The following is a 22,734-nucleotide window of genomic DNA, read 5'->3' as shown; positions in this document are numbered from 1 at the left end:
CCACTAGTCTACGGCAATTGAGCGATCCAGTTGGCGCGGGCCTCGCCCGAGGAGCGCACGAAGGAAAGCTCATGCCCGATCCCTTCAAAGGATTGAAATTCGCCTGACGGCGCCAATTCGGCCAACCGCCGACCTTGGCTATCGGGGATGAGGTTATCGTTCGTGCCGTGTTGGACCAGAACCGGCAGATCAAGTCGCACGATCTTCTCAGCATTGCGATATTGATCGCGCACCAGACTGCGCGCAGGCAGCCACCACAGATTGGACGCCGCTGCATCGGGCAGCGAAGTGAAGGGTGAGACGAGGATCAGTCCCGCTGCCTTGTGCCGCACCGCCATCTCTTTGGCGACCCCGCCGCCGATCGAATTGCCAATGATGACGGTTTGAGCGGGCGCGATCCCTTCAGCTGCGAGCCAATCCATCGCCGCTTCGCCATCCATGTAGAGCCCCTGTTCCGATGGCTCGCCCGGATTGCCGCCATAGCCGCGATATTCGACCAGCAGCGCGCCGATGCCGCGATCGACCAAGGCCGCGTTGGACACGCTTGCTCCGACCAAGGACCCCCCATTGCCGTGAAAATACACCACGGTTTTCTGATCCTCTGCCGCCGCGCGATAGAAGGCGCGCAAGGAAAGGCCGTCTTCGGTCTGCAATTGCACTTCGGCATAGCCGGGTGTCAGCGGCGCGGCTTCTTGAGGCGCGGGATAGAGCATGCGCGATTGCAGTGCCCACAGCAGCACGATGATCGCCAGATAAGCGACCGCAACGAACACCAGAATACGGATCAGGATCGCGGTGATGGCTCTACTCGCCTCTGAATTCGGGTGAGCGCTTTTCAATGAGCGCCGCAATGCCCTCGGCGTGATCCTCGGTCGTGTGCATCAGCGCCTGCGTGTTCGCTGCCATTTCGAGCGCGCTGTCATAGCTCACCTGTTGGCCTTGGCGCAGCAGCATTTTGGCGTGGCGCAGTGCGTGCGGCGGCATGGCAGCGACTTTGGCGGCGAGCGCCTTCGCCTCGTCCATCAGCGCCTCGGGTTCGGCCACGCGGCTGACGAGGCCCCATTCGAGCGCGGTCGCTGCGTCGATCACATCACCGGTGTAGAAGAGCTCGGCTGCGCGGGCCTGTCCGATGACGCGCGGCAGGATCCACGTGCCGCCATCGCCGGGGATAATGCCGAGCTTGAGGAAGGTAACGCCGAACTTCGCTTTGCTGCTGGCGATCCGCATATCGGCGAGGCACGCGACATCGCAGCCAAGGCCGATGGCCGGGCCGTTGACCGCCGCGATCACGGGCACGCGCAGACCGTGAAGCGCGCGCAGCATCAGGTGGATGTTGTCGCGGTAGCCGTCTGAAATTGCAGGCGCGGAGCCGCCGAACGTGCCGGACTTGTTCTGCATCGCCTTGATATCGCCGCCCGCGGAGAAGGCCCGCCCCGCGCCGGTCAGGATGACGCAGCGGGATTCCATATCGCGGTTTATGGCATCGCAAACGGAGCGGAATTCGTCTCCGTCACCCGGCGCTCCGAGCGGGTTCATCGTCTCGGCCCGATCGATTGTGAGCGTGGTTATAGGGCCATCGCGGGTGATTTTGAGCAAGGGCATCAGGGTTCCTCAAATGATCTCGCTGTTGGGCCTTAGGCGAAAGCGCCCGGACAGCGCAACGAGGGTGACAGAGGTGACACCGTGTCACCTTCGGTCGTTGCTGATTTATTTGCGTTCTTCAATGGGTTGTCGCCAAAAAGAGCTGTGGTGACACTTGTCAAAGCCGGAGAGAGTTTGTGCATAGCTGTCATGGCGGTGCGATATTGGCAGCGCACGGCGACGTAGGAAACTGCGTTTCTCCGCCACTCCCAGTTCGTCACCCCGGACTTAGGCTTTTAGCGCGGAGGAAGCCCGGTCGGGTAATTTGCGTCGCCTAGTTGACGGAGAAAAACGCTTTGGAAACCCGCAGCACGCACGATCCTCGCCGCTCGATCAACACACGATTTACGCTCAACTTGCATAACTAAATCGATCTGGCGTGATTTATCGGGAAGATTGTCCATCCATTCTGCAAGACCCCTGCCCTCAAGGATCATGTCTTGGACATGAAAAGTACACTTGTCTTGATTCTCCCCAATGAAGACGGGGTAACCCGCTGATAGTTCACTCGGCGCCACTTGCGCCGCTGGATATGTCGTGCATCCAAGCACTATGAGCAAGGGCATTAAAGCAAGGGATTTTATCTCTGGGGCCGATGCCAATTTAAAACCTTAAGCCCGCGCGTCCTCGGCAACGCCCGCTGAATTGTGCTTCAGCGCCTTCAGCACCGTATCGACAATATGCGGCGCGGTGAGGCCCGCTTCCTCATATTGCTTGTCGGGCGAATCCTGATCCTGGAACGCATCGGGCAGACGCATCGTGCGCACTTTGAGCGCGCTACCGCTGTCGCCGTCTGTCAGACCTTCATCGCTGGCATAGGTCAGCACGTGCGCGCCCAGCCCGCCAATCGCGCCTTCCTCGATCGTGACGACAACTTCATGCGTGCGCATCAGCTTCGCAATCAGATCTTCGTCCAGCGGCTTGGCAAAGCGCATATCGGCGATGGTGGTCGACAGCCCTTTGGCCTCGAGCGTGTCCGCTGCTTTCTTGGCCTCTTCGAGCCGCGCGCCGAGCGAGAGGATCGCGACCTTGCTGCCCTCACGAACGATCCGGCCCTTGCCGATTTCGAGTTTTTCCAGCGTCTCGGGCATCGGCACGCCCACGCCTGATCCACGCGGGTACCGGAAAGCAATCGGGCCCTCGTCATATTCCGCGGCGGTGTAGGTCATGTGGGCGAGCTCAGCTTCGTCCGCTGCCGCCATCACGACCATGTTTGGCAGAGTGGCGAGATAGGTGATGTCGAATGCACCGGCGTGCGTGCAGCCATCCGCACCGACCAGCCCCGCGCGGTCAATCGCGAAACGCACCGGCAGATTCTGGATCGCGACGTCATGGACCACCTGGTCATAGGCGCGCTGCAGGAAAGTCGAGTAAATCGCAGCAAACGGACGCATACCCTGCGCGGCGAGGCCAGCGGCAAAGGTCACGCCGTGCTGCTCGGCAATTCCCACGTCGAAGCTGCGCTCGGGATGACGCTGTGCGAACCGATCAATGCCCGTGCCCGATGGCATCGCGGCGGTGATCGCGCAGATGCGCTTGTCGGTTTCGGCAAGGTCGGCGAGCGTGTCCCCGAACACGTTCTGATAGGCGGGCGGTCCGCTCGCGCCCTTCTTCTTCTCGCCGGTGATGACATCGAATTTGGGCACGCCGTGATATTTGTCGGCGCTTTCCTCAGCGTATTTGTAGCCCTTGCCCTTGGTGGTGACGACATGGATCAGCACCGGACCTTCCGATGTGTCGCGCACGTTCTCGAGCACCGGGATCAGGTGGTCGAGATTGTGGCCGTCGATCGGGCCGACATAATAGAAGCCGAGCTCTTCAAAGAGCGTCCCGCCGGTGACCATGCCGCGGGTATACTCTTCGGCCTTGCGAATGCCTTCGTGCATCCGGCGGCTCATCTTCTTGACCGCTTTTGAGGCGAGGCTGCGCAGGCCGAGATACTCGCTCGAAGAGACCATACGGGCGAGATAGGCCGACAGCCCGCCCACCGGCGGCGCAATCGACATATCGTTGTCGTTGAGGATCACGACCAACCGGTTGCCCGCCTGGGCCGCGTTGTTCATCGCCTCATAGGCCATGCCGGCGCTCATCGCCCCGTCGCCGATCACCGCGATCCCACGACCGGGCTGATCATTGAGCTTGTTCGCCATCGCAAAGCCGAGCGCAGCGGAGATTGAGGTCGAGGAGTGCGCCGCACCGAACGGATCGTATTCGCTCTCGGCTCTCTTTGTGAAGCCGGACAGCCCGCCGCCGCTGCGAAGCGTGCGAATGCGGTCACGCCGCTCGGTCAGGATTTTGTGCGGATAGCACTGGTGGCCGACGTCCCAGATGAGTTTGTCATCTGGCGTGTTGAAGACGTAATGGATTGCCACCGTCAGCTCGACCACGCCGAGTCCTGATCCCAAATGCCCGCCTGATACACTGACCGCGTCGATCATCTCTGCGCGCAATTCATCGGAGAGTTGCCGGAGTTGCTCGGTCTTAAGCTCCCGAAGTTGTGCGGGATTGTTGACAGTGTCGAGCAGTGGAGTGTCAGGCTTTGTTGTCATGACAGAGGCCTTACACCTCAAAAACAAAACTGTCGATGAACGTTTCGTCGCTCGTGAAGCACGGCTTGTCGACAAAAGATGCGTGTAATGCAAGCCAAACCGGCCTGGGGCATTGTCGCTTGCAAAGCGCGCTTAGGTGCAAGCGCGGCACAATCCGCGAATCTCCAGCACGGGTCGGCGCGCCTGAAACGACTGGTCGCTGGCAATCCGGCGCACGGTGCGGCTCACCTCGTCATCATCGACATGCACCGCATCGCCGCATTCGTCGCAGACGAGGAAGATGCAGTCATGCGCGCAGCCTGGATGGGTGTTGGCGAGATAGGCGTTGGAGCTTTCGACCCGCAGCGCGAGATTGTTGCTCACGAACAGGTCGAGGATGCGATAGACGCTGTTAGGCGCAACCCTTTTTCCGCGCGCTGCTGAAAGATTGTCGGCAATGTCATAGGCCGAAGCCGGGCGTTCGTGCCGCGCGAGTTCGGCAAAGACGGATTCGCGCATGCCGGTCCATTGCTCGCCCGCTTCGGTCAGAGCCGCGCGGGCAGCTGCGATCAAATCGTCGCCGGAATGTTCGTGATGGGTGTGATCGTTATGTGCGCTCGCCATGCGAGCCATATAGTCGGCTCGCGCGGGTTTCGCCAGATGTCGGGTTTAGGAGTGTCAGCAAGCCCCAGCTTAATCAGCGGCGATGATGAACTCGCTGGTGGGCTCGACGGTTTCAAACACCGGCATCTCGTACCGCTTTAGCAGGGGTGGCGAATTCGCCTTCCCATCCACCCGACGCGTTCCATCCGACGACAGCAGCGCCCACGGCAAAACCGATGGCGAAATTGCGATAGAGGTCAGATTTGAACAGTCCCATGGGGCGTACTCGTGATGTCTAGTGTCTCTTTACCAGGCTTATTAACGCCAACCGCTTTCGAAGTGGTGAACGGCGCAGTCAGATTGTGTTTCGTTTGAAAGTCGCGAAAAGTTACGTTTTGGATCGCGAAAAGACGCATCCGCGTCTTTATCCTCTGCGATACTCCTCCGCTTCGCTACGGATCGCCTGCGGGCGCCTAGTCAGGCTTGCGGTCAGCTGCGCTGACCGTGCTCCGCGACTAACTCAGATGGCTTGGAATGGTTCGGACCCGTTAGGGTCCGCAAGGGGCTTGCCCCCGCCCGCAGCGATGCGACCTTCAGGTCGCGTGAGCGAGGAAATCGCAGCCCGGATGGGCTGCGAAAAATGCTAATGCCTGAAATGCCGCATACCGGTGAAGACCATGGCGAGGCCCGCTTCATCCGCCGCCGCAATCACTTCCTCGTCGCGGATCGATCCGCCCGGTTGAATCACTGCCGTTGCGCCTGCCTCTGCCGCAGAGATCAGACCATCGGCGAAGGGGAAGAACGCATCGGAAGCAACCGCGCTGCCGACGGTGCGCGGCTCAGCCCATTCGTATGTCTCCGCCGCTTCAGCTGCCTTAATCGCAGCAATGCGCGCCGAATCGCGACGGTTCATCTGGCCCGCGCCGATCCCGGCGGTTGCACCATCTTTTGCATAGACAATCGCGTTCGATTTCACATGCCGCGCAACAGTCCATGCGAACAGGCAGTCTCTAAGCTCCTGTTCCGTAGGCTCGCGCTTGGTCACCACCTTAAGGTCATCACGCACAACCGCACCATTGTCGCGGCCCTGGATCAGCATGCCGCCCGCAATCGTTTTCATAAAGAAGCCGCCGCGGCGCGGATCGGGCAGAGTGCCGCATTCAAGCACGCGCAAGTTCTTCTTCTTGGCAAAGATTGCACGCGCATCCTCGCTCACTTTCGGCGCGATAATCACTTCGGTGAAGATGCTCGCGATCTGCTCGGCAGTGGCCGCGTCGAGCTCAGTGTTGACCGCCACGATCCCGCCAAAGGCCGAGACGCTGTCGCATTTGAGCGCCGCATCCCACGCTTCGGAAAGCGTGTTCGCCTGCGCCACGCCGCACGGGTTGGCATGCTTCACGATCACCACCGCAGGGTCCTGGCCTGCAAACTCGGCGACGAGTTCGAGCGCCGCATCGGCATCGTTCAAATTGTTGTAGCTGAGCGCCTTGCCCTGCAATTGTTCGGCCTGCGGTACACCTGCCGCCCCGACCGATTGCGGCACATAGACCGCTGCGGACTGATGCGGGTTCTCGCCATAGCGCAAAGTGTCCGAGCGCTTGAATGCGAGCGGCATAGTGTCAGTGAACGGCGTGGCATTGAGCGCTTCGGGCCCGAGTGGGTTGGTGAAGGCATCGCCAAAGGCAAACCAGTTCGCAATCGCGCTGTCATAAGCGGCGGTGCGCGCATAAGCCTTGCCCGCCATGCGGATGCGGAAGGCCTGGCTGGTCGCGCCATCATTGGCGTCCAGCTCTTCGAGCAGCTCGGTATAGTCAGATGCGTCGGTCATGATCGTAACAAAGCCGTGGTTCTTCGCCGCCGAACGCACCATCGAAGGCCCGCCAATATCAATATTCTCGATAATCTCTTCGCGGCTCGCGCCCTTCGCGACCGTAGCTTCGAACGGGTAGAGATTGACTACGACCAGATCGATCGCGCCAATTTCGTGCTCGGTCATCGAGGCGACGTGATCGTCGTTATCGCGCAGCGCTAGCAGGCCGCCGTGAACTTTAGGGTGCAGCGTCTTCACCCGCCCGTCCATCATTTCAGGAAAGCCCGTAAGTTCCGACACATCGCGAACTTCCAGCCCCGCATCGCGGAGCGCCTTGGCAGTGCCGCCGGTGCTGACCAGCTCTACCCCACGCGCGGCAAGCGCCTTGCCCAATTCCGCCAAACCGCTCTTGTCGGACACCGAAAGCAGCGCCCGCTTGATCGCCAAATCACTCATCTGTGCAAATCCCTTGGGGCTTACCCCATTTTCTTGAGCAGCCAGGCAAATTCGCCCCCGCCGCGCGATGTCATACCTTCGATTACCAATTGCTCGGTTGCATGCGGCATTCCCGCGCCATCAACCCATAGGCTGTCTTCGCAGGATAGCGTTGCGCTGTCGTTGCCGGACCGATCGCCGCGCATGCGGAATTGCCACAAGCCGCCACCCGGCAACAGCAGGCTCGCGCCCTTCTTGTCCTCGGACAGATGCACTTCGACTCCGCGTCCAAGATGGAACCGGATCGCGAATGCGATCTTGCCGCGTTTGCCTTTGCGGGCAGCGGGAAGCAGAATGTCCTGGCCCGAAAGCTCGCTGCCATCCTTGCGCAAAGCCAGCGTTCGGCGATGCGTCAGGCCAAAGCGCTGGGCATAGCCATCATGGCTCGCCTCTATCACGAACGCGCCCGTGCCCGCCTCGCCGATCACGCGGCGCTCGACCTCGACCAGTTCCGCCCCTTTGCCAAGCTTGCCGTGGAGATTGACCGCGGTCGAATTTGCATCGTTGAGCACCAGGGTCGAGTGCGCAGCGGTGGCGCGCAGCCCTTCGCGGATATGCGCTGGAATCTGTCCGCCCGCGAGCGCAGACCCGCCGCAATTGACGATCAGGCGCTGCGGCCCGTCCGACATCTCAAACGCCAGCGTCGATGCACAGCCCGTGCGGGCATGGCGCGCACGCGGCGGCGGCGCAGCGTCAAACTGCACAATCGTCTGCGATCCGCGCAGGCGGTGAAAACCCCAATTGTTGACATCAGCGAGCGGCCTTGCGCGCACTCCAGTCGCCTCGATCAAGGCCGACACACGGTCTGCAGAAATCGCGCCATTGCCCTGCCAATTGCCCAGTCCGCCATCTCCATGGCGCAGGCTCAAGAGCGGCGGAACAAGCAGTTCGCGCATTACGCTCAAGGCTTGCGGCGCTTCGACTTCGGTCGCTTCATAGCACGCGATCAGATCGGTCAGCAGCGCGAGCGCAAGCATTTGCGCATCGGGGCAGCGCGACAGCACACCGCCATCTTCGGCCACCAGATCGCCAAGCGCACGGATCAGCCCTGCCTCGCCATAGAGGCGGCGCGGCTTGCCTTCCGGCAGCAACAGCCCTGCTGCGGTGATCGCGCACCAACCAGCAACACGCCCCAGCTCTCCCTGAGCGCTGACGCGCGACACCTTTTTGTCGAGCCAGCGCGCGGTGTCTTCAATGGTGACGAGCAATTGCGATTTCAGCGCCGGATCATTGCCCGCGAGCACCAATGGCGCGTGGACCATCCACGCAAGTAGGCGCTGACCGGTTAGTTCGACATCCCATGCGCGCCCCTTACCCTGCTGCGGACAGGATTTGAGCCATGCGGCAGTAATCCGTTCTGCCACAGGCACGCAGTCCTCGCGCGGCGCGCTCGCGGCCAGATCGCGCAGCCAGCCAAAGCCGTGGACCATGCGATCAAACACCGGCCCAAGCTTGGCCGAGCTGTCGAACTCGACCTTGGCGATCGGCAGCTTTGCGCCGTTGATGAGGAAGTGCCCTGCGCGCAGGGCCACACCTGCCATCCGGTCACCCTTGAGCGGGCTTTCAACCGTTGCCAGCACCCGTGTTTTAGGCGGGCGGCTGAACGGCGATGACAGCGCATGGCCCGAGATTCCCAGACCATAGGCAAAGCGCAGCATGGCCTCGCCGAAATTGGCGCGCGGCGCGATGACATCGGTGAGCGCAAGTGCGCGGTCAGCGGCTAGCGGCGCTGGCGTCTCGCCATAGGCAGGCTCCGCTCTGGTGACAGGCTGCGTATCTGTGTGCGCGAGCGGAATCGCGAGACTTTCCTGCCGGTCATCGGTGACGACCTCTCCCGATTGTCCGTCCGCTTGAAGCTCTCGTTCATTGTCTGTTTCGCGAAACAGCGAGTCCATCACCCCTCACCCTTCAGCGCGGCAATATTCGCCGCATAATGATCCGGACCGCCCTTAAAGGTCGCAGAACCAGCCACCAGCACATCCGCGCCCGCATCCACGCACAGCCGCGCGGTCTCAGGATTCACCCCGCCATCCACTTCCAAGTGAATGTCGCGCCCGGTTTGCTCGATCATCGCGCGAATTCGCTCGATCTTCTTGAGCTGCGAGTGGATGAAGCTCTGCCCGCCAAAGCCGGGATTGACGCTCATCACCAGAACCAGGTCGGCAAGGTCGATCAGATTATCGAGCGCCTCGACCGGTGTGCCGGGGTTCAGCACCACGCCCGCTTTCTTGCCGAGCGATCTGATCGCTTGCAGCGTGCGGTGACAATGCGGCCCGGCCTCCGGGTGTACGGTGATGATATCCGCCCCCGCATCGGCAAACGCCTCGAGATAGGGGTCGACCGGCGCAATCATCAGGTGCACATCGAACGTCTTCTCTGTGTGCGGACGCAGCGCCTTCACCACATCCGGCCCGATGGTGATATTCGGTACGTAATGCCCGTCCATCACATCAATGTGAATCCAGTCCGCACCGGCTGCATCGACGGCGCGCACTTCTGCGCCAAGCTGCGAGAAATCAGCCGAAAGAATAGAGGGGAAATCAGCGGTGCAGCCATTGTCGGTCCGTTGCCTGGCGCTCTGCTGTTCAATTTGGAGCAGGGGCGCGTTTTTTCAGGACGTAAGGGCGAGCGAATCGCCTCACAACCACGCGCGCAGCCTTTTCCACGGTAGTCGAACCGATTGCGGGCCAAACCGAGCCGTTTGGCAGTCTGAACGCAGCCAAATTCGCAAATTCAGCCAAAATTCAGCGCGCCAATGCCATATGGTGAGCATATTTGAGGGGCGCATGCTTTGATCGACCACACGATCGGTGGTCGGATCAGGCAATTTTCCTGCCCGATGAGATTTTTTGAGGACGTGATGAAAGCACTTTTCACAGGATTGGGCGCGATTGGGCTGGCTGCTGCTGGCGCGTTTACGCTCGCGGCGCCCGCCACAGCGCAAAGCGAATATCGCCAGAAGATCAGCAATGACATGCGCAAATGTGCGCCGGGCAAAGGTCCGGCGGTGCGCGTTACTGTCAGCGGCGTAAAGAGCTCTGCGGGCAAGGTTCGCGTGCAGGTCTACAAAGGTACCAAAGCCGATTGGCTGGAATCGGGTCGCTGGCTCAACCGCATCGAAGTGCCTGCGCGTCAGGGCACGATGACCTTCTGTGTGCCGGTTCCGGCTAGCGGCTCCTACGCGATTGCCGTGCGCCACGACGCCAATGGCAATGGCAAGACCGACATCCGCGAAGATGGCGGCGCGATGTCGCGTAACCCTTCGATCAATATCTTCAATCTCGGCAAGCCAAGTGTGACCAAAACTCGCTTCAACGCGGGCGCCGGGGTCAGCAAGATTTCCATGCAGATGAAGTATTTCAGCTAAGCTTTGCGGCGTCGGTGACGCCATAGCTGAAATAGCACGCCGGGCGCGGCCAGAATTGGGTGGCGCTCTCGAAAGGGCGTGACTTCAACCGGCATTCCGGTGTGCCGCTCGATCTTCCATGCGGCATAGCGGGTCGCGCCATCGAAGGTGGTGCTCGCCTTTAGCAAGCGCACGAAGTTGAGCGGCTTGCCCATGCGCCGCCGTTTGGCCCACCAGTCCTTGATATTTGATCGCTCGGCATCGCGAAGCTGCGGCGTCAAACGCTCACCTTCGCGCGAGACGGCAATGCCCTGCGCCTCCAGGGCAAGCGGCAGCAATCCGGCGAAATGACCCGCGTTGACGGCGAGAATATCATTCTCCCGCCCCGATTTTTCGACGCGGAATTCTGCTCGGTACGTCGCTTGGAACAGCGCGCGCCAGTAGTCCTCAGCCGTGCCGCTCTCTGGCCCTAGCGCAGCTGCCAGCCGCGCTGCCGTCTTCGCAGCATCGGCAATCGCAGTCGTGACGTCACTCTTCGCGGCCTTATCGCCGGTCCATGCGAGTGCGCTCGGCTGGACAAACCGCGCCCAGATCGTCGTATCGAGCAGCTCCCCGGCAGCGGCCTCCCCAAAAGCCTTCAATGACATGGTCGCCACCTTTGCCCGCAAGGTGATGTCGCCGGCCGCTCGCTCGTGATAGCTGACGCGTGGCCAGATCTTCTCGACCTGCTCACCGGGTGCCAGGACATAGAAGTCGAGCACGCCTTCAAGTGAGCCGGTGCGAAGGTTCGATCCATAGAAGAGCACGGCGCGCGCGCCTGCCGCTTCGCCCAGAGCCGCCGCAAAGGCGCGCACCTCATCGCTTACAGGAGCCGCCAATTGGGCTGCGATGCGCTCGGCAAGCGCCGCTGGCGCCGCCGCATGCTCACTCACGGGGTTACGAATTCCAGCTCTGGCCCCTGCTCGACGCGGTACTTGCCCGCAGGGAAGGCTTCGCCATCAAGGATGAACGGGTCAGCCGTTTCGAGCGTAAAACGCGAAGCGCTCAGCGTGTGATAGCCGCGCTCGCGCAGGTTCTTGGGCGTGATCATGCCGGTCACCACCGCTGGCATGATCGCCGTGGTGCGGCGCGAGATCTGATCAATCGCCAGCAGTTTCAGGCCGCTCTTTAGCGCTCCAAAAGGCTTGAGGCCCGCAGGGAGCCGCTCAAGTGTGGACGCAAACAGCAATTGCCGCCGCTTCGGATCACCGACGCCGCTATGCGCCATCGGAGCGCCGCTCGCACCAAGGCGAATGTCCATCTCGGTTCCGCTGCGCCACGCATTGCCGCGCGATCCCAGGAACATTTGCAGCATGCCCCAGAACACGGTCACACCGACCGCCATCGAGTTGAAGGCGCCGAGGCGGTGCGCGCTCTGACCCGATTGCGTCGCGAGTGTGAAGGCGCCCCCACCCAGGATAAAGCCCATCACGCTCGAGCGCGGGCCATCAAGTGCGGTCACCTTGATCGGGCGACGGCGAGTGATCCCTCCATCATCTAGCGCATCAATTGCATTTTGCAGCGACCAGCTGAGCGGAACTCCCAAATCAACCGTCAGGGCGTTGGTTTTGCCTTTGGGAAGCACAGCAATCGGCGGCCAATCGTCGCCGAAGATCGCTTGCCCACAGGTGAGAACATCGCGAACCGTGCCATCGCCGCCATTGATGACGAGCAAATCGATTCCGCGCTCGGCAAGGCTTGCCAGCGCTTGCGGCAGCTGATCGCGGTTACCCGGCTGCGCAATGAAGACATGCGGGCATACGCCGCAATCGAAATCCACACCCTTGTTGCGGTGGCTGCGCGGATTGTAAATTACGCCCACGGTCGGCGCCTGTCCCGGCACACGCGCACGCTCTGCCCGCCGCACTGCGCCACGCGCTGCAGCCTGCTGAGGCATTTGGCTGAATTCGTAAATCGGGGTGGCCATGGGGCGCTCCTAGCGGCAACATCGTTAACACTGCCAGTATTTTCTCATATTTGTGCTTTTCGCTCGGACAGCGCGAAGCGTTACATCGGGGGCAATATTGCGTTTGCAAGCCTCGCGAATGCGACTGAACGGCGCAATTGGGCGGGTCGGAGCAAATGAGAGCGCAATTCGCGCTGTTCCGTTTCCACAAAGCGGCGCTACAGTGCGTTTATGCTCAAAACTGCCCTCCTTGATGCCGCCCGCGACCTCGCCCCCGACATCGTTACGTTGCGACGCGCGATCCATGCTGAACCCGAACTCGGTCTGGAGACACCCAAAACGCTCGCTAAAGTGCGTGAGGCCTTGGCCGATATCGACCTCGAATGGCGGATCGGCACATCCTGCACCGGCGCCATTGCGACGCTCAAAGGCGCAAAGCCAGGAGCGGCGGGCCGAGAGCGCGTTTTGCTGCGCGGCGATATGGATGCGCTGCCGATGGACGAGAAAACCGGGCTCGATTTCGCCTCGACCATTCCCGGACGCATGCACGCCTGCGGGCATGACACCCACACTGCGATGCTGGTGGGCGCAGCGCGGCTTTTGAACGCGCGGCGTGATGAGATCGCGGGCGAGGTCGATTTCATGTTCCAGCCGGGTGAGGAAGGCTATCACGGCGCGCGCTTTATGCTCGACGATGGCTTGCTGGGCGGGGGTGACGACCGCCCTCTGCCCGATGCGGCCTTCGCGCTCCATATCATGCCCAACGCGCCCTTCGGCGTGATTGGCGGACGCGCGGGGCCGCTCATGGCTGCCGCCGATCAATTCACGATCACGGTGAAGGGTCAGGGCGGTCATGCCTCGATGCCGCATGATTGCATTGATCCTGTTCCCGCTGCCGCCGCCATTGTTGGCGCGGTGCAAGCGATGGTCACGCGCCGCTTTAACGCGGCGAGCGCGGTGGTCGTGACGGTGACGCAGATCCACACTGGGACGGCGCACAACGTCATCCCTGACGAAGCTATGGTCGCCGGCACGATGCGCACGCTGACAGCTGAAAACCGGGCCAAGGTGCATGAACTTATTGCAGAGGTCGCGGCGACTACCGCTGCTGCCTATGGAGTGAGCGCTGAATGCGAGATTGAACAAGGCTTTCCCGTGACGGTCTGCGATCCGCGTGCAGTCACTCTTGGCGCGAAGGTTTCGCGCGCGCTCGGCGGAGAGGGTGCTTGGCGCGACCTGCCCAACCCAATCATGGGTGCGGAAGACTTCTCTTACGTCCTTGAGAAAGTGCCCGGCGCGATGTTCTTCCTGGGTGTCGCGCCCGAAGGCGAAGACTGGAGCGCGTGTTGCGCCATCCATTCCCCGCGCATGCATGTCGATGAAAAGGCGCTCCCGATGGGCTCCGCCGCTTTGGCCGGATGCGCACTTGAATTTCTGGAGAATGGCTGGGGTAGTCTGGGAAGCTAGGCCACCAAAACCTAAACACCCGCCTTGGAAATTCGCTCTCCAGCTTGCCGCCCTCCATCACCAAAATCCGATCTGCGGCTGCAATCGTCTCCTGCCGGTGCGCGATAATAATCCGCGTGATCCCCATCGCTGCAATCGCTTGGTTCACGACTGCTTCGTGCTGGGCATCGAGATGCGCCGTGCCTTCGTCCATCAGCAGGATCTTGGGCGCACGGTAAAGCGCCCGGGCAAGCAGGACGCGCTGCTTCTGACCACCTGACAGGGTCGATCCCATATCGCCGATCAAGGATTCGTATTGCAACGGCATGCGGGCAATGTCTTCGTGAATGGACGCAGCGACAGCGGCGCCAACCACCCGCTCCATATCCACCTCGTCATCGAACAAAGCGATGTTGTCGGCCAGCGATCCGGCAAACAGGCTGTCCTAATCCCTAAGCAAACATACTGCGATCGGCCCCATTCGCGCCGGTCAGCAAACCTCTGCAAGATGTGCTCCATCGACGGTTTCCGAGAAGCGAAAACCCCTCCCCGAAAATCGTTCGATCAGGTTCACTGCGGTGCGGGTGTGCTCACTGAGCTTGACTGTGGTGAACGCTCCACGGCCCGCCATTGCGAAGGGCAGCAGCAACTGGTCTTGGAGGTAAGGTCCGGCAAAGGCCTGCGACGCCAGATAGCCCGCCATACGCTTGGCCGCTGTCTTTGCCAGGCGCTCCGCAGGTATGCCAAGCTTGCCGAAGCCAGACATGATTTCGGTGACATGTTCGAATTCGGCTTCCATGAGCAGGGCATTCCCCGGGCCATTCTCAGCCGGGAGTTGCACAGGCGCGAAGACCTCGTCGGGCCAATCGGCCAGCACCTTGCGCGCCGCCTTCAGTTCGCGGTCAGCGATGTCGAACGGAATTCCGGCAACTAGTGCTTCTACCTTGCCAGCCTTGAAATCGCCGCGATCAACGCATTCGATCGGGCGCAGCGGCGCTGGATCGATGTCCACGACAATGCGCCCGCCGCCGCGCGGGAAGAAGCCGTGACGCTCGAGCGTGATGGAAATCTGTGGTCCCATCCGCTCCAGGACCGGCAGCAGCGTTTTTTGGAGGAACTCAAAAGGCGGCGCGGCCAAGGCATGTGTCCCTCCCTCGATCACCAGCCGTGACGGCGCATCGGCCAGCATCAGCGGCACCAGAACGGTCTGCAGGACCAAGCCGGTAGAACCGGCGGTGCCGACGGCGAAATGGTATTCGCCCGGCGTGACGCTCCCTGGCCGAAAGATCAGCTCACTGGCACCAACTGCCAACCCGGAGCATTCCGCTCCTCCGATGGCGCAGGCCGCTTCCAGCGCGGTGACATGCTGTCGCATCAGGCCAGGCTTGGCCCTGCCCCCGCGAATGTTCCGGATGGTGAATGGCTCGCCGGTCAGCAGCGAAAGGGCTGCGGAATACCGCAAGACCTGCCCACCGCCTTCGCCTTCAGAGCCGTCAATTGTGATCATTCTCTCTCTACCAATTCAATGAAGAGCGCTTCCGCCTCTTCCGCAAAGTTCGTGTTCTCCTTGCGCTCTGGCACTTCGCCAGCGCATTCGAGCTCACTTACTACCAGTCGCTCGATATCGGGCAGCCTGATGGTGTTTCCCGCTTCCTTGGTTATCGCCTTTCGGGCGATCAGTTCATCGACCTGATCCACCAGAACCCGATCCAAGTCAGCCGCCTGCATCAGCGGCACCATGCTCATCGGCGGGCGCCTCGACGGATCGAGGCGCAGCGCACGAACGGACAGCGCCGTTCGCAGCGCATAGAAATAGCGCTTCACGGCGATCTCGCCGTCCGGGCCAAGCCAGCGTCCCACTGTACCCTTGCCAAGGCTCGCGTAATGCAACGCGTACCCACGAGGGTTAAAGTGGCGGTTTGCAAGGGCTGCAAGCTGCTCCACCACCGGATCATCGGCAATGTATCGGATCGGGCTTTCGATCCACTCCGACAGCACTGCGTTGTGCTTGAGCATGAGGCCAAGCGCCTTGCGAAGATCCCAGCCGTTCAGATCGATCTCATCGACAATGGGCCGTTCGACCACATCGCGGACCGGCTTGAGCGCGAGATAGTCACGGCGAGGCCGTATATAGAGAAAGCGCACGTCGTAATCGCTGTCAGGCGAAGGAAAACCCCATGCGCGGGAACCGGATTCCACTGCCATCAGCAGGCGCACGCCATCCTCGCTCGCCACACGGGCGAGACGAGCTTCGATATCGGCGCGCACATCGGGCGCGATGGTTCGTGTATCCTGCATAGAAGTTACTTTGGTCTCTTGACGGTAGCGGCGTGAAGGGCACTAACCCTTCACGCACACCACCTGTTTCAAGGTATGGACGATCTCAACCAGATCGGCCTGCGCGGCCATCACGGCTTCAATCGGCTTGTAGGCCTTGGGCGTTTCGTCGATCACGCCCTCGTCCTTACGGCATTCGACACCGGCGGTATCGGCGATATGTTCGTCGAGCGTCACCAGCTTCTTAGCCTCGGTCCGGGACATGACGCGCCCCGCGCCGTGCGAGCAGCTGTCGAAGCTTTCGGCATTGCCCAGCCCGCGCACGATAAAGCTTTTCGCCCCCATCGATCCGGGGATGATGCCCATCGTGCCCTTCGCCGCCCGCACTGCACCCTTCCGAGTGACGAGCACGTTTTCGCCGAAGTGGTTCTCGCGCGTCACATAGTTGTGATGGCAGTTCACCGCTTCGCTTGTCGCATCGAACGGCTTGGCGATCTGGCTGCGCAGTGCATCGAGCACATGCGTTATCATCACGCGCCGGTTGAGCGCCGCGAAGTCCTGCGCCCATTCGACCGCTTCGACATAGTCGTCGAAATGGTCGGTCCCTTCCGGGAAATAGGCGAGGTCCTGATCAGGCAGGTTGATATGCCACTTGCGCATGTCCTGCTTGGCCAGTTCGATGAAAAACGTGCCGATCGCGTTACCCACACCGCGCGAGCCCGAGTGGAGCATAACCCAAACGCGCTGCTCAGTATCGAGGCACAGCTCGATGAAGTGGTTGCCAGTTCCCAGCGTCCCCAGATGCACGAGGTTGTTCGTGTTCTTGAGCCGCGGGTACTTGGCGCACAGCGCATCAAACCGCGCTTTGAGACCAGCCCATGCGTCCACAACAGACGCGGGGGGATCGCCCCAAGAGCCCTTATCCCGACGCCGACCGGCAGACCGGCCATGCGGAACCGCAGCTTCGATCGCCGAGCGAATGCCCGCAAGATTATCCGGCAGGTCGCTCGCCATCAGCGAGGTCCGCGCAGCCATCATGCCGCAACCAATGTCAACGCCGACCGCAGCCGGGATCACCGCACCCTTGGTCGGGATTACTGAGCCCACGGTTGCACCAATCCCCACATGCACGTCGGGCATGGCCGCAACATGCTTGAAGATGAAAGGCATCTTCGCTGCCTTGGTCAGCTGCTCGCGCGCCTTGTCGTCAACGGGAACACCGCGGGTCCACATCTTGATCGGCAACCCGCCTTCCACTTGCCTGTATTCATACGTCGTCTGGGTCATGGCGACCTCCTAATGTTATTCGTGCTACCGCTTCGCTGCTTGAGCACAAGGTGCTGGCGACAAGTTTTGGCGAGACTTCTCCGCACGTTGCCATGCGGGGGCGGGTTCGAACCGCCTGGTTACCGATGTAGTCCCGACCGGCATTCGCCAGCGCTGATGTAATTCTGCTCTATCGCTTCGCTGCGTGAGCGCAGGGTGCCGGCGGCGAGTGATTGATGAGACGTTTTACTGAGCTACTCCGGTTGCCCGGGGGCGGATTCGGACCGCCGACCTCACTTCTTTCGAAGGCGCTCTACCCATGTAGTCCCACCGGCATCCGCCAGCGATTTGTATTCAGGTTCACGGCGACGAGGTTTTGGAAAGACGTTCCTGCTCTACCCGCTGAGCTACAGGCCCATAGTTGGTGGACCTGGCGGGATTCGAACCCGCGACCTGGCGATTACAAGTCGATGTAGTCCTTCCGGCATTCGCCGTGACCTTTATACTCCTTCCTGCGCTATCGCGTCGCTGCTTGAGCGCTTGTTCAAACCTTCACTTCGTTGACGATCTCGACCCAATCTTTCGCATCGCCGTTGGCGAAACGTGCCATTGCGTCGAACACCGCGTCGTTGAAACCACCGACATTCATGATGTCCTCGCGGGTTTTCGCCTGCGTCGAGCCGTAAGGCTGGATGTCGATGCAGATCAGCTTCGCGCCCGGGTTGCGGGCCTTCAGCTTGTTCCACTCCTTCATCGTCGCCGAAGCATCGCCATAGGACCACGGACGTGGCGCATCGAACCAGGACTCGTTGTCCGAGACGATGACTACGCAATCGACCATCGCCTTCTCGCGGTTCAGCAAGGCAAGCGGGGCCGAGACGTTGGTTCCGCCACCGCCGACCCCCGCCAGCTTTGCGGCATTCACCGCCACGCGCGCCTGGGGATCAAGCTTGAGCTTCACCACGTCCACTTCGAACGGCAGCACGCGGGTCTGCGAATTGCTCCGCAGCATCGCGGCTGAAACCAGCGCGGCGACATCGATGCAGCGCACGACCGAAGTCGCGCCCTTGCGGTAACCGGTCGCGGGCGAGCCCATCGAGCCCGACACGTCCGGACACACCACCGCATTGCCTTCAAGCAGCGGGACCTTCGCAAGCGACAGGTCCAGCGCCTTTTCAAGAGCGGCCTGCACCGCCAGCGGAACGCCGTCACCGACCTGGGTCAGTGCAGTCATCAACTGGTAGGGCATCGGCTTGACCCGTGCGATGGCATCGGGATCGGCCAGCCGTGCCGCGACCATTTCGGTCACGCCGTCGATCTGGAACACACCCTTGCGCGCCAGAGTATTGAGGTTCATCCGCAACGCCTGCCACCCGATGCGCTCTGCCAACACAGCCCACTGCTTTGCGGTGAGCTCGAAGGCAGTCAGCCATTCGAAGGGCACATCGGGCAAGGGCCGCGAACGGTCCGCCTTCCACGCCTCGAATTCGGCGATCTCCGTCGGCAGCGCCGCGACATCATAGGGCTTGCCGATCAGCCAGCCGTAAAAGGCGCGCCGCTCGGCCGAAGCCGGAGCCGGGTGAACCATCTTGACGATATCCGCGAGGCTAGGATCGTTGCCCGTTGCGGCCTGCATCAGCTGACGGGTCGAGGCACTTTCCAGCCATTCACGCACCAGCCGCTTCGGCCGCGAACCGAGCGAAGTCCGCCCGGTCTGGCCCGAACGCATGATCTGCACGAAGTTGCGCAGCATACGGTACCGTTATCGATCACGCGCTTGAACACCGGGACCATCAGGTCCGGATCGGACATCGATAGCACTGCAGTCAGCAATGCTGGCATATCCTTCATCGCGCCCGACTGGCGAGCATAGATCGCACACTTGGCTACCCATTCAGCGTCCACCGCCCAGGCAGCTTCGAGCGCCTTGGCAAGCTGGTCCTGCGCATCGGCGTAGAAACCGTCCGACAACGTGCCGGTTGCGACTAACTGCGCGAGCAGGGCTTCGGGGCCATAGGCATAGGCGTTACCGCCTGCCTGGTTGACCGTGTCCGTGCTCGGCAGGAACTTCGCCAGCGCCGAGGAAAAAAGCGTCTTGTTGGCCATAGTCCAACTCCATCATGAAACTTCATCGGGCTTTGGGCGGTAGGCCCATTCCGGCCGCCCGTTTCCCGCGTCTCGCCGGGTGTTCGACTTACCCGACGGTTTGGATAGAGCATGAGGCGTGCCAATTTTGAGCCGCGCGCTGCGAATTTCATATAGTGTGCTGAAATATATACGATTCTTTAGACTCGATCTTCTCAACAACACATCGTGAAGTTGCGAGAAATCTATTCTCTTGTATCGCTTATGATAAAAATTTATCACCAAGAGCATGAAGCCCACCACTGTCATTGGTTTTCTCGGCTCAACGCTCGATGCCGCAAAGTTTGGTCCGTCACGCTGGAACAAGTGGCGGCCCACGGTCAGCATCTGCATGCAGGAGGACCTGCGGGTGGATCGGTTTGTGTTGATTCACGGCAGCTATCACCGCCGCCTCGCAGAATTCGTGATGCAGGATATCCGCGACGTCTCACCCGAGACCGAGGTCGTCCCCCACGTCATGGATTTTGAAGACGCATGGGACTTCGAAGAGGTTTATGGAAAGCTGCTCGATTTCGCGCGTGAGTTCGAATTCGATCCAGACGCCCATGATTACCTGATACACATCACCACCGGCACGCATGTGGCGCAGATCTGCCTCTTCTTGCTTACAGAGGCGCGCTATCTGCCTGGTAAGCTCTTGCAGACACAGCCTCACAAGGGAGCGCCGCAGCCGATAGGCACCTGGGCCTCGATCGATCTCGACCTTTCCCGTTATGATTCCATCGCTAGCCGCTTCGCTGAGGCGAGCGCGGAAAGCACCAGCTTCCTCAAGAGCGGGATCGAAACCCGCAACGCGGCCTTCAACCGCATGATCGAGGAAATCGAACAGGTCGCTGTCCGCAGCCGCGCGCCGATTTTGCTCATGGGCCCGACCGGCGCAGGCAAGAGCCAGCTCGCGCGCAAGGTTTACGAGCTCAAGAAACTGCGCCACCAGGTCAAAGGGCCATTCGTGGAGGTCAACTGTGCGACGCTGAAGGGCGACAGCGCCATGTCTGCCCTCTTCGGCCACAAGAAGGGTGCCTTCACCGGTGCGTTGCAGGACCGGCCCGGCTTGCTCAAGAGTGCTGACAAGGGCCTCTTGTTCCTCGACGAAATTGGCGAACTGGGGCTTGACGAACAGGCGATGATCCTGCGCGCGATCGAGGAGGGGCGCTTCCTTCCGGTTGGCGCAGATAGCGAGGCAAAGAGCGAATTCCAGCTGATCGCCGGCACCAACCGCAATCTTATGGATGAAGTCGCCGCCGGGAATTTCCGCGAAGACCTGTTCGCACGACTTAACCTATGGACTTTTGCTCTGCCCGGTTTGGCCGAGCGACGCGAAGATATCGAACCCAACCTCGATTACGAACTTGAGCGTTTCGCCGAACGTGAAGGCACGCGTGTTACATTCAATAAGGAAGCGCGGGACCGCTATCTCGGATTTGCCGAAAGCCAGTCTGCACGGTGGCAAGGCAATTTCCGCGACCTCGCCGCCAGCGTAACCCGCATGGCGACACTTTGCCCTACCGGCCGGATCGACCGCGAGGCAGTGGACTTCGAAACGGGCCGACTTGCACGGCTATGGTCCGGCGACAAGGCGGAGAGTGAGAGCCTGACCGACTTGCTTGGCAAGGAGCGGGCGCAGACGATTGATCCGTTCGACCGAGTACAATTGGAGTTTGTGGTGAAGGTGTGCCGACGCTCGGCCAGTCTTTCTGGCGCAGGACGCACCCTCTTTGCCGCTTCACGCGAACAGCGCAGATCGACCAATGACTCTGATCGCCTGCGGAAATACCTCGCCAAATTTGGGTTAGACTGGAGTGCCGTCACCCAATGACCTAAGTGGCTGCAATCTGGACCGATCCTCCACATCTACTACGCAGTCGAGATGCTCGAATTCCAAGGCCCTCAGATTGTATCGCAGTGTCGGATTATCCCGCAGCGGCCCCGAAAAGACCATTCAAGCCCGCACATTATGTGGGGCCAATCGTAGGAACGTATTCTTCGGCTTTTCTGGAAACCGCGCAGAAACAAAGCGCTAACGCAGTTGACTGGCGCACCCGACAGGATTCGAACCTGTGACCTCTGCCTTCGGAGGGCAGCGCTCTATCCAGCTGAGCTACGGGTGCCAATCGAGCCGCCATGCGGCCTAGCGCGAGCGCCTCTAGCAAGCGTTTGCTTGCCACACCACCCAAAATCTAACGCCCCAAGGGCGCAATTAACCGATCGGCAACGGGCTCGCCTTAAGCCCTGCGCCATGTCCGCTCTACCTCCTCACCAAGTCCGCGCCATGAACCTTGCCGCCAGCACCGCCGCCTGCGAGCGCCCGGTCGAAGCTTTCGAGCATCAATGGCGCCGGTTGCACGACCAAGCCGACGAGCTCGCCAAGCTGGCAGGGCTTGCGCAGGAACCTCGTAGCGAATCGCTTTCGACTTTTCCCGAGCGCCTGTTCGGAAGCAGTCCTGATCAGCGAGCGCTCGCGTGGCAGGGTATGGATGATCTCGACGCGATGCTGCAGCCCGGACTGGTGGCGCTGCGAACAATCACAGCTAGGGGCCAGGACCCCAGCATTCCGGCGATGGCGCTGTGGCGCGAGTTTTACCGCGCTCGAGAGGTCCTGTTGAGGCTTGCCGCAAGCCACCTGGATAGCGCCGCCTGACCCTGATTGTCGCGCAAAACGCTTGACCGCGTTCGCGCTATGTTCCAAACTATTCGCATGACTCAAGCGACCATGCCCGCTGCTGATTGTCCGGCACAGGATTGTCCGCCGAAACACACGTCGGGTGATGTTGCGCGCGGGATCATGCGGCTGTTTGCCCGCAACGACATTTGGTGCATTCCGGAAATGCCGCTGAAAAACGGTCGGCGCGCCGATCTGATGGGCGTGGATGCAAAGGGTCAGATCGTGATTGTCGAGATCAAGGTCGCGCGCGGCGATCTGCTCGGCGATCATAAATGGCCCGATTATCTCGATTTTTGCGACCGGTTCTTCTGGGGGCTTGCACCTGATCTCGATCGCAGCCCGCTTGAAGGCGAAGCATTTCAGCCTGAGACCTGCGGCGTCATCGTCGCGGATGCCTATGACGCGGAAATTATTCGCCACGCTCCGCTCGCCCCGCTGGTTGCCGCCCGGCGTAAGGCACAGATTGAGCAATTGGCGCGCGCTGCGATGCGGCGGCACACCGCGCTGCTCGATCCCGATTGTCGCGATTTGGCGATGAGGTGATAGGCAAAGCGCGATTGCGTTGTCATA

19 protein-coding genes, 1 tRNA gene and 2 pseudogenes are annotated in these 22,734 nt (G+C 61.0%); 5 read left to right on the top strand and 17 right to left on the bottom strand.

The features are described 5' to 3' along the window. Window positions 1–8 precede the first annotated feature (8 nt). The 8 genes and pseudogenes from ACZ1GU_RS01030 to rpe all read right to left on the bottom strand — a co-directional run bounded on the left by ACZ1GU_RS01030 (window position 9) and on the right by rpe (window position 9,633). Window positions 9–839: an alpha/beta hydrolase gene (locus tag ACZ1GU_RS01030; protein WP_472646290.1), complete on the bottom strand. Its 831-nt coding sequence runs from the start codon at window positions 837–839 to the stop codon at window positions 9–11. Continuing rightward, the gene (locus ACZ1GU_RS01025; RefSeq protein WP_472646289.1) at window positions 805–1,602 is read right to left on the bottom strand and encodes a crotonase/enoyl-CoA hydratase family protein; all 798 of its coding nucleotides are present in this window, start codon (window positions 1,600–1,602) and stop codon (window positions 805–807) included. The genes ACZ1GU_RS01030 and ACZ1GU_RS01025 overlap by 35 nt, the downstream gene beginning before the upstream one ends. Before the next feature lie 650 nt (window positions 1,603–2,252). Continuing rightward, a complete protein-coding gene (gene dxs, locus ACZ1GU_RS01020) occupies window positions 2,253–4,190 on the bottom strand; it encodes a 1-deoxy-D-xylulose-5-phosphate synthase (protein WP_472646288.1) in 1,938 nt (645 codons plus the stop codon). Window positions 4,191–4,322: 132 nt separating this feature from the next. Next, window positions 4,323–4,793 (bottom strand): Fur family transcriptional regulator, encoded by a 471-nt coding sequence (locus ACZ1GU_RS01015; protein WP_472646287.1) that lies wholly within the window; start codon window positions 4,791–4,793, stop codon window positions 4,323–4,325. A gap of 112 nt (window positions 4,794–4,905) precedes the next feature. Beyond that, window positions 4,906–5,049 (bottom strand): hypothetical protein, encoded by a 144-nt coding sequence (locus ACZ1GU_RS01010; protein ID WP_472646286.1) that lies wholly within the window; start codon window positions 5,047–5,049, stop codon window positions 4,906–4,908. A gap of 366 nt (window positions 5,050–5,415) precedes the next feature. Further along, entirely contained in the window at window positions 5,416–7,038 is a 1,623-nt protein-coding gene (gene purH / locus ACZ1GU_RS01005) for a bifunctional phosphoribosylaminoimidazolecarboxamide formyltransferase/IMP cyclohydrolase (protein ID WP_472646285.1), read from the bottom strand. 20 nt (window positions 7,039–7,058) lie between these two features. Next, on the bottom strand, window positions 7,059–8,972 hold the full coding sequence (locus ACZ1GU_RS01000) for a heparinase II/III family protein (RefSeq protein WP_472646284.1): 1,914 nt from the start codon (window positions 8,970–8,972) through the stop codon (window positions 7,059–7,061). Then, window positions 8,972–9,633 (bottom strand): annotated as a pseudogene (gene rpe / locus ACZ1GU_RS00995) (ribulose-phosphate 3-epimerase). The gene ACZ1GU_RS01000 and the pseudogene rpe overlap by 1 nt, the downstream one beginning before the upstream one ends. A gap of 304 nt (window positions 9,634–9,937) precedes the next feature. Between rpe and ACZ1GU_RS00990 the strand changes: the two are divergent. Further along, window positions 9,938–10,444: a DUF2141 domain-containing protein gene (locus ACZ1GU_RS00990; RefSeq protein WP_472646283.1), complete on the top strand. Its 507-nt coding sequence runs from the start codon at window positions 9,938–9,940 to the stop codon at window positions 10,442–10,444. On the opposite strand, the gene ACZ1GU_RS00985 is transcribed toward ACZ1GU_RS00990, so the two are convergent. Both ACZ1GU_RS00985 and ACZ1GU_RS00980 read right to left on the bottom strand, forming a co-directional pair. Further along, entirely contained in the window at window positions 10,441–11,355 is a 915-nt protein-coding gene (locus ACZ1GU_RS00985) for a hypothetical protein (protein WP_472646282.1), read from the bottom strand. The two genes, ACZ1GU_RS00990 and ACZ1GU_RS00985, sit on opposite strands and share 4 nt — an antisense overlap. Then, window positions 11,352–12,389 (bottom strand): diacylglycerol/lipid kinase family protein, encoded by a 1,038-nt coding sequence (locus tag ACZ1GU_RS00980; RefSeq protein ID WP_472646281.1) that lies wholly within the window; start codon window positions 12,387–12,389, stop codon window positions 11,352–11,354. The genes ACZ1GU_RS00985 and ACZ1GU_RS00980 overlap by 4 nt, the downstream gene beginning before the upstream one ends. A gap of 210 nt (window positions 12,390–12,599) precedes the next feature. On the opposite strand from ACZ1GU_RS00980, the gene ACZ1GU_RS00975 reads away from it, so the two are divergent. Next, a complete protein-coding gene (locus ACZ1GU_RS00975; protein WP_472646280.1) occupies window positions 12,600–13,835 on the top strand; it encodes a M20 metallopeptidase family protein in 1,236 nt (411 codons plus the stop codon). Between the two features lie 187 nt (window positions 13,836–14,022). On the opposite strand, the pseudogene ACZ1GU_RS00970 reads toward ACZ1GU_RS00975, so the two are convergent. From ACZ1GU_RS00970 to ACZ1GU_RS00945, 6 genes and pseudogenes are all read right to left on the bottom strand, one after another. Further along, window positions 14,023–14,199 (bottom strand): annotated as a pseudogene (locus ACZ1GU_RS00970) (ATP-binding cassette domain-containing protein); the annotation flags it as partial. 105 nt (window positions 14,200–14,304) lie between these two features. Further along, window positions 14,305–15,321 carry an RNA 3'-terminal phosphate cyclase gene (gene rtcA, locus ACZ1GU_RS00965; RefSeq protein ID WP_472646279.1) on the bottom strand — a complete coding sequence of 339 codons (1,017 nt, stop codon included), beginning with the start codon at window positions 15,319–15,321 and terminating at the stop codon, window positions 14,305–14,307. Further along, window positions 15,318–16,112: a nucleotidyltransferase domain-containing protein gene (locus tag ACZ1GU_RS00960; RefSeq protein ID WP_472646278.1), complete on the bottom strand. Its 795-nt coding sequence runs from the start codon at window positions 16,110–16,112 to the stop codon at window positions 15,318–15,320. The genes rtcA and ACZ1GU_RS00960 overlap by 4 nt, the downstream gene beginning before the upstream one ends. 42 nt (window positions 16,113–16,154) lie before the next feature. Then, window positions 16,155–17,378 carry an RtcB family protein gene (locus ACZ1GU_RS00955; protein WP_472646277.1) on the bottom strand — a complete coding sequence of 408 codons (1,224 nt, stop codon included), beginning with the start codon at window positions 17,376–17,378 and terminating at the stop codon, window positions 16,155–16,157. A 523-nt stretch (window positions 17,379–17,901) separates the two neighbouring features. Further along, window positions 17,902–19,110: a vWA domain-containing protein gene (locus ACZ1GU_RS00950; RefSeq protein ID WP_472646275.1), complete on the bottom strand. Its 1,209-nt coding sequence runs from the start codon at window positions 19,108–19,110 to the stop codon at window positions 17,902–17,904. Then, complete coding sequence (locus tag ACZ1GU_RS00945) at window positions 18,993–19,463, bottom strand: hypothetical protein (protein WP_472646274.1); 471 nt, start codon at window positions 19,461–19,463, stop codon at window positions 18,993–18,995. Before ACZ1GU_RS00945 ends, ACZ1GU_RS00950 begins: the two co-directional genes overlap by 118 nt. 268 nt (window positions 19,464–19,731) lie before the next feature. On the opposite strand from ACZ1GU_RS00945, the gene rtcR reads away from it, so the two are divergent. Beyond that, a complete protein-coding gene (gene rtcR / locus ACZ1GU_RS00940) occupies window positions 19,732–21,318 on the top strand; it encodes an RNA repair transcriptional activator RtcR (protein WP_472646273.1) in 1,587 nt (528 codons plus the stop codon). 215 nt (window positions 21,319–21,533) lie between these two features. Here the strand turns inward: rtcR and ACZ1GU_RS00935 are convergent. Beyond that, a tRNA-Arg gene (locus ACZ1GU_RS00935) sits at window positions 21,534–21,610 on the bottom strand. Between the two features lie 128 nt (window positions 21,611–21,738). Here ACZ1GU_RS00935 and ACZ1GU_RS00930 point away from each other — a divergent pair. Both ACZ1GU_RS00930 and ACZ1GU_RS00925 read left to right on the top strand, forming a co-directional pair. Then, on the top strand, window positions 21,739–22,140 hold the full coding sequence (locus ACZ1GU_RS00930; RefSeq protein WP_472646272.1) for a hypothetical protein: 402 nt from the start codon (window positions 21,739–21,741) through the stop codon (window positions 22,138–22,140). Between the two features lie 72 nt (window positions 22,141–22,212). Continuing rightward, window positions 22,213–22,707, top strand: coding sequence for an MmcB family DNA repair protein (locus ACZ1GU_RS00925; RefSeq protein ID WP_472648668.1), 495 nt, complete (start codon window positions 22,213–22,215; stop codon window positions 22,705–22,707). Window positions 22,708–22,734: the final 27 nt, after the last annotated feature.

This window comes from Erythrobacter sp. HA7-11, assembly GCF_055693605.1.
Note: the sequence above shows the minus strand (reverse complement) of the source record. Positions and strands in the feature narration are given on the sequence as shown.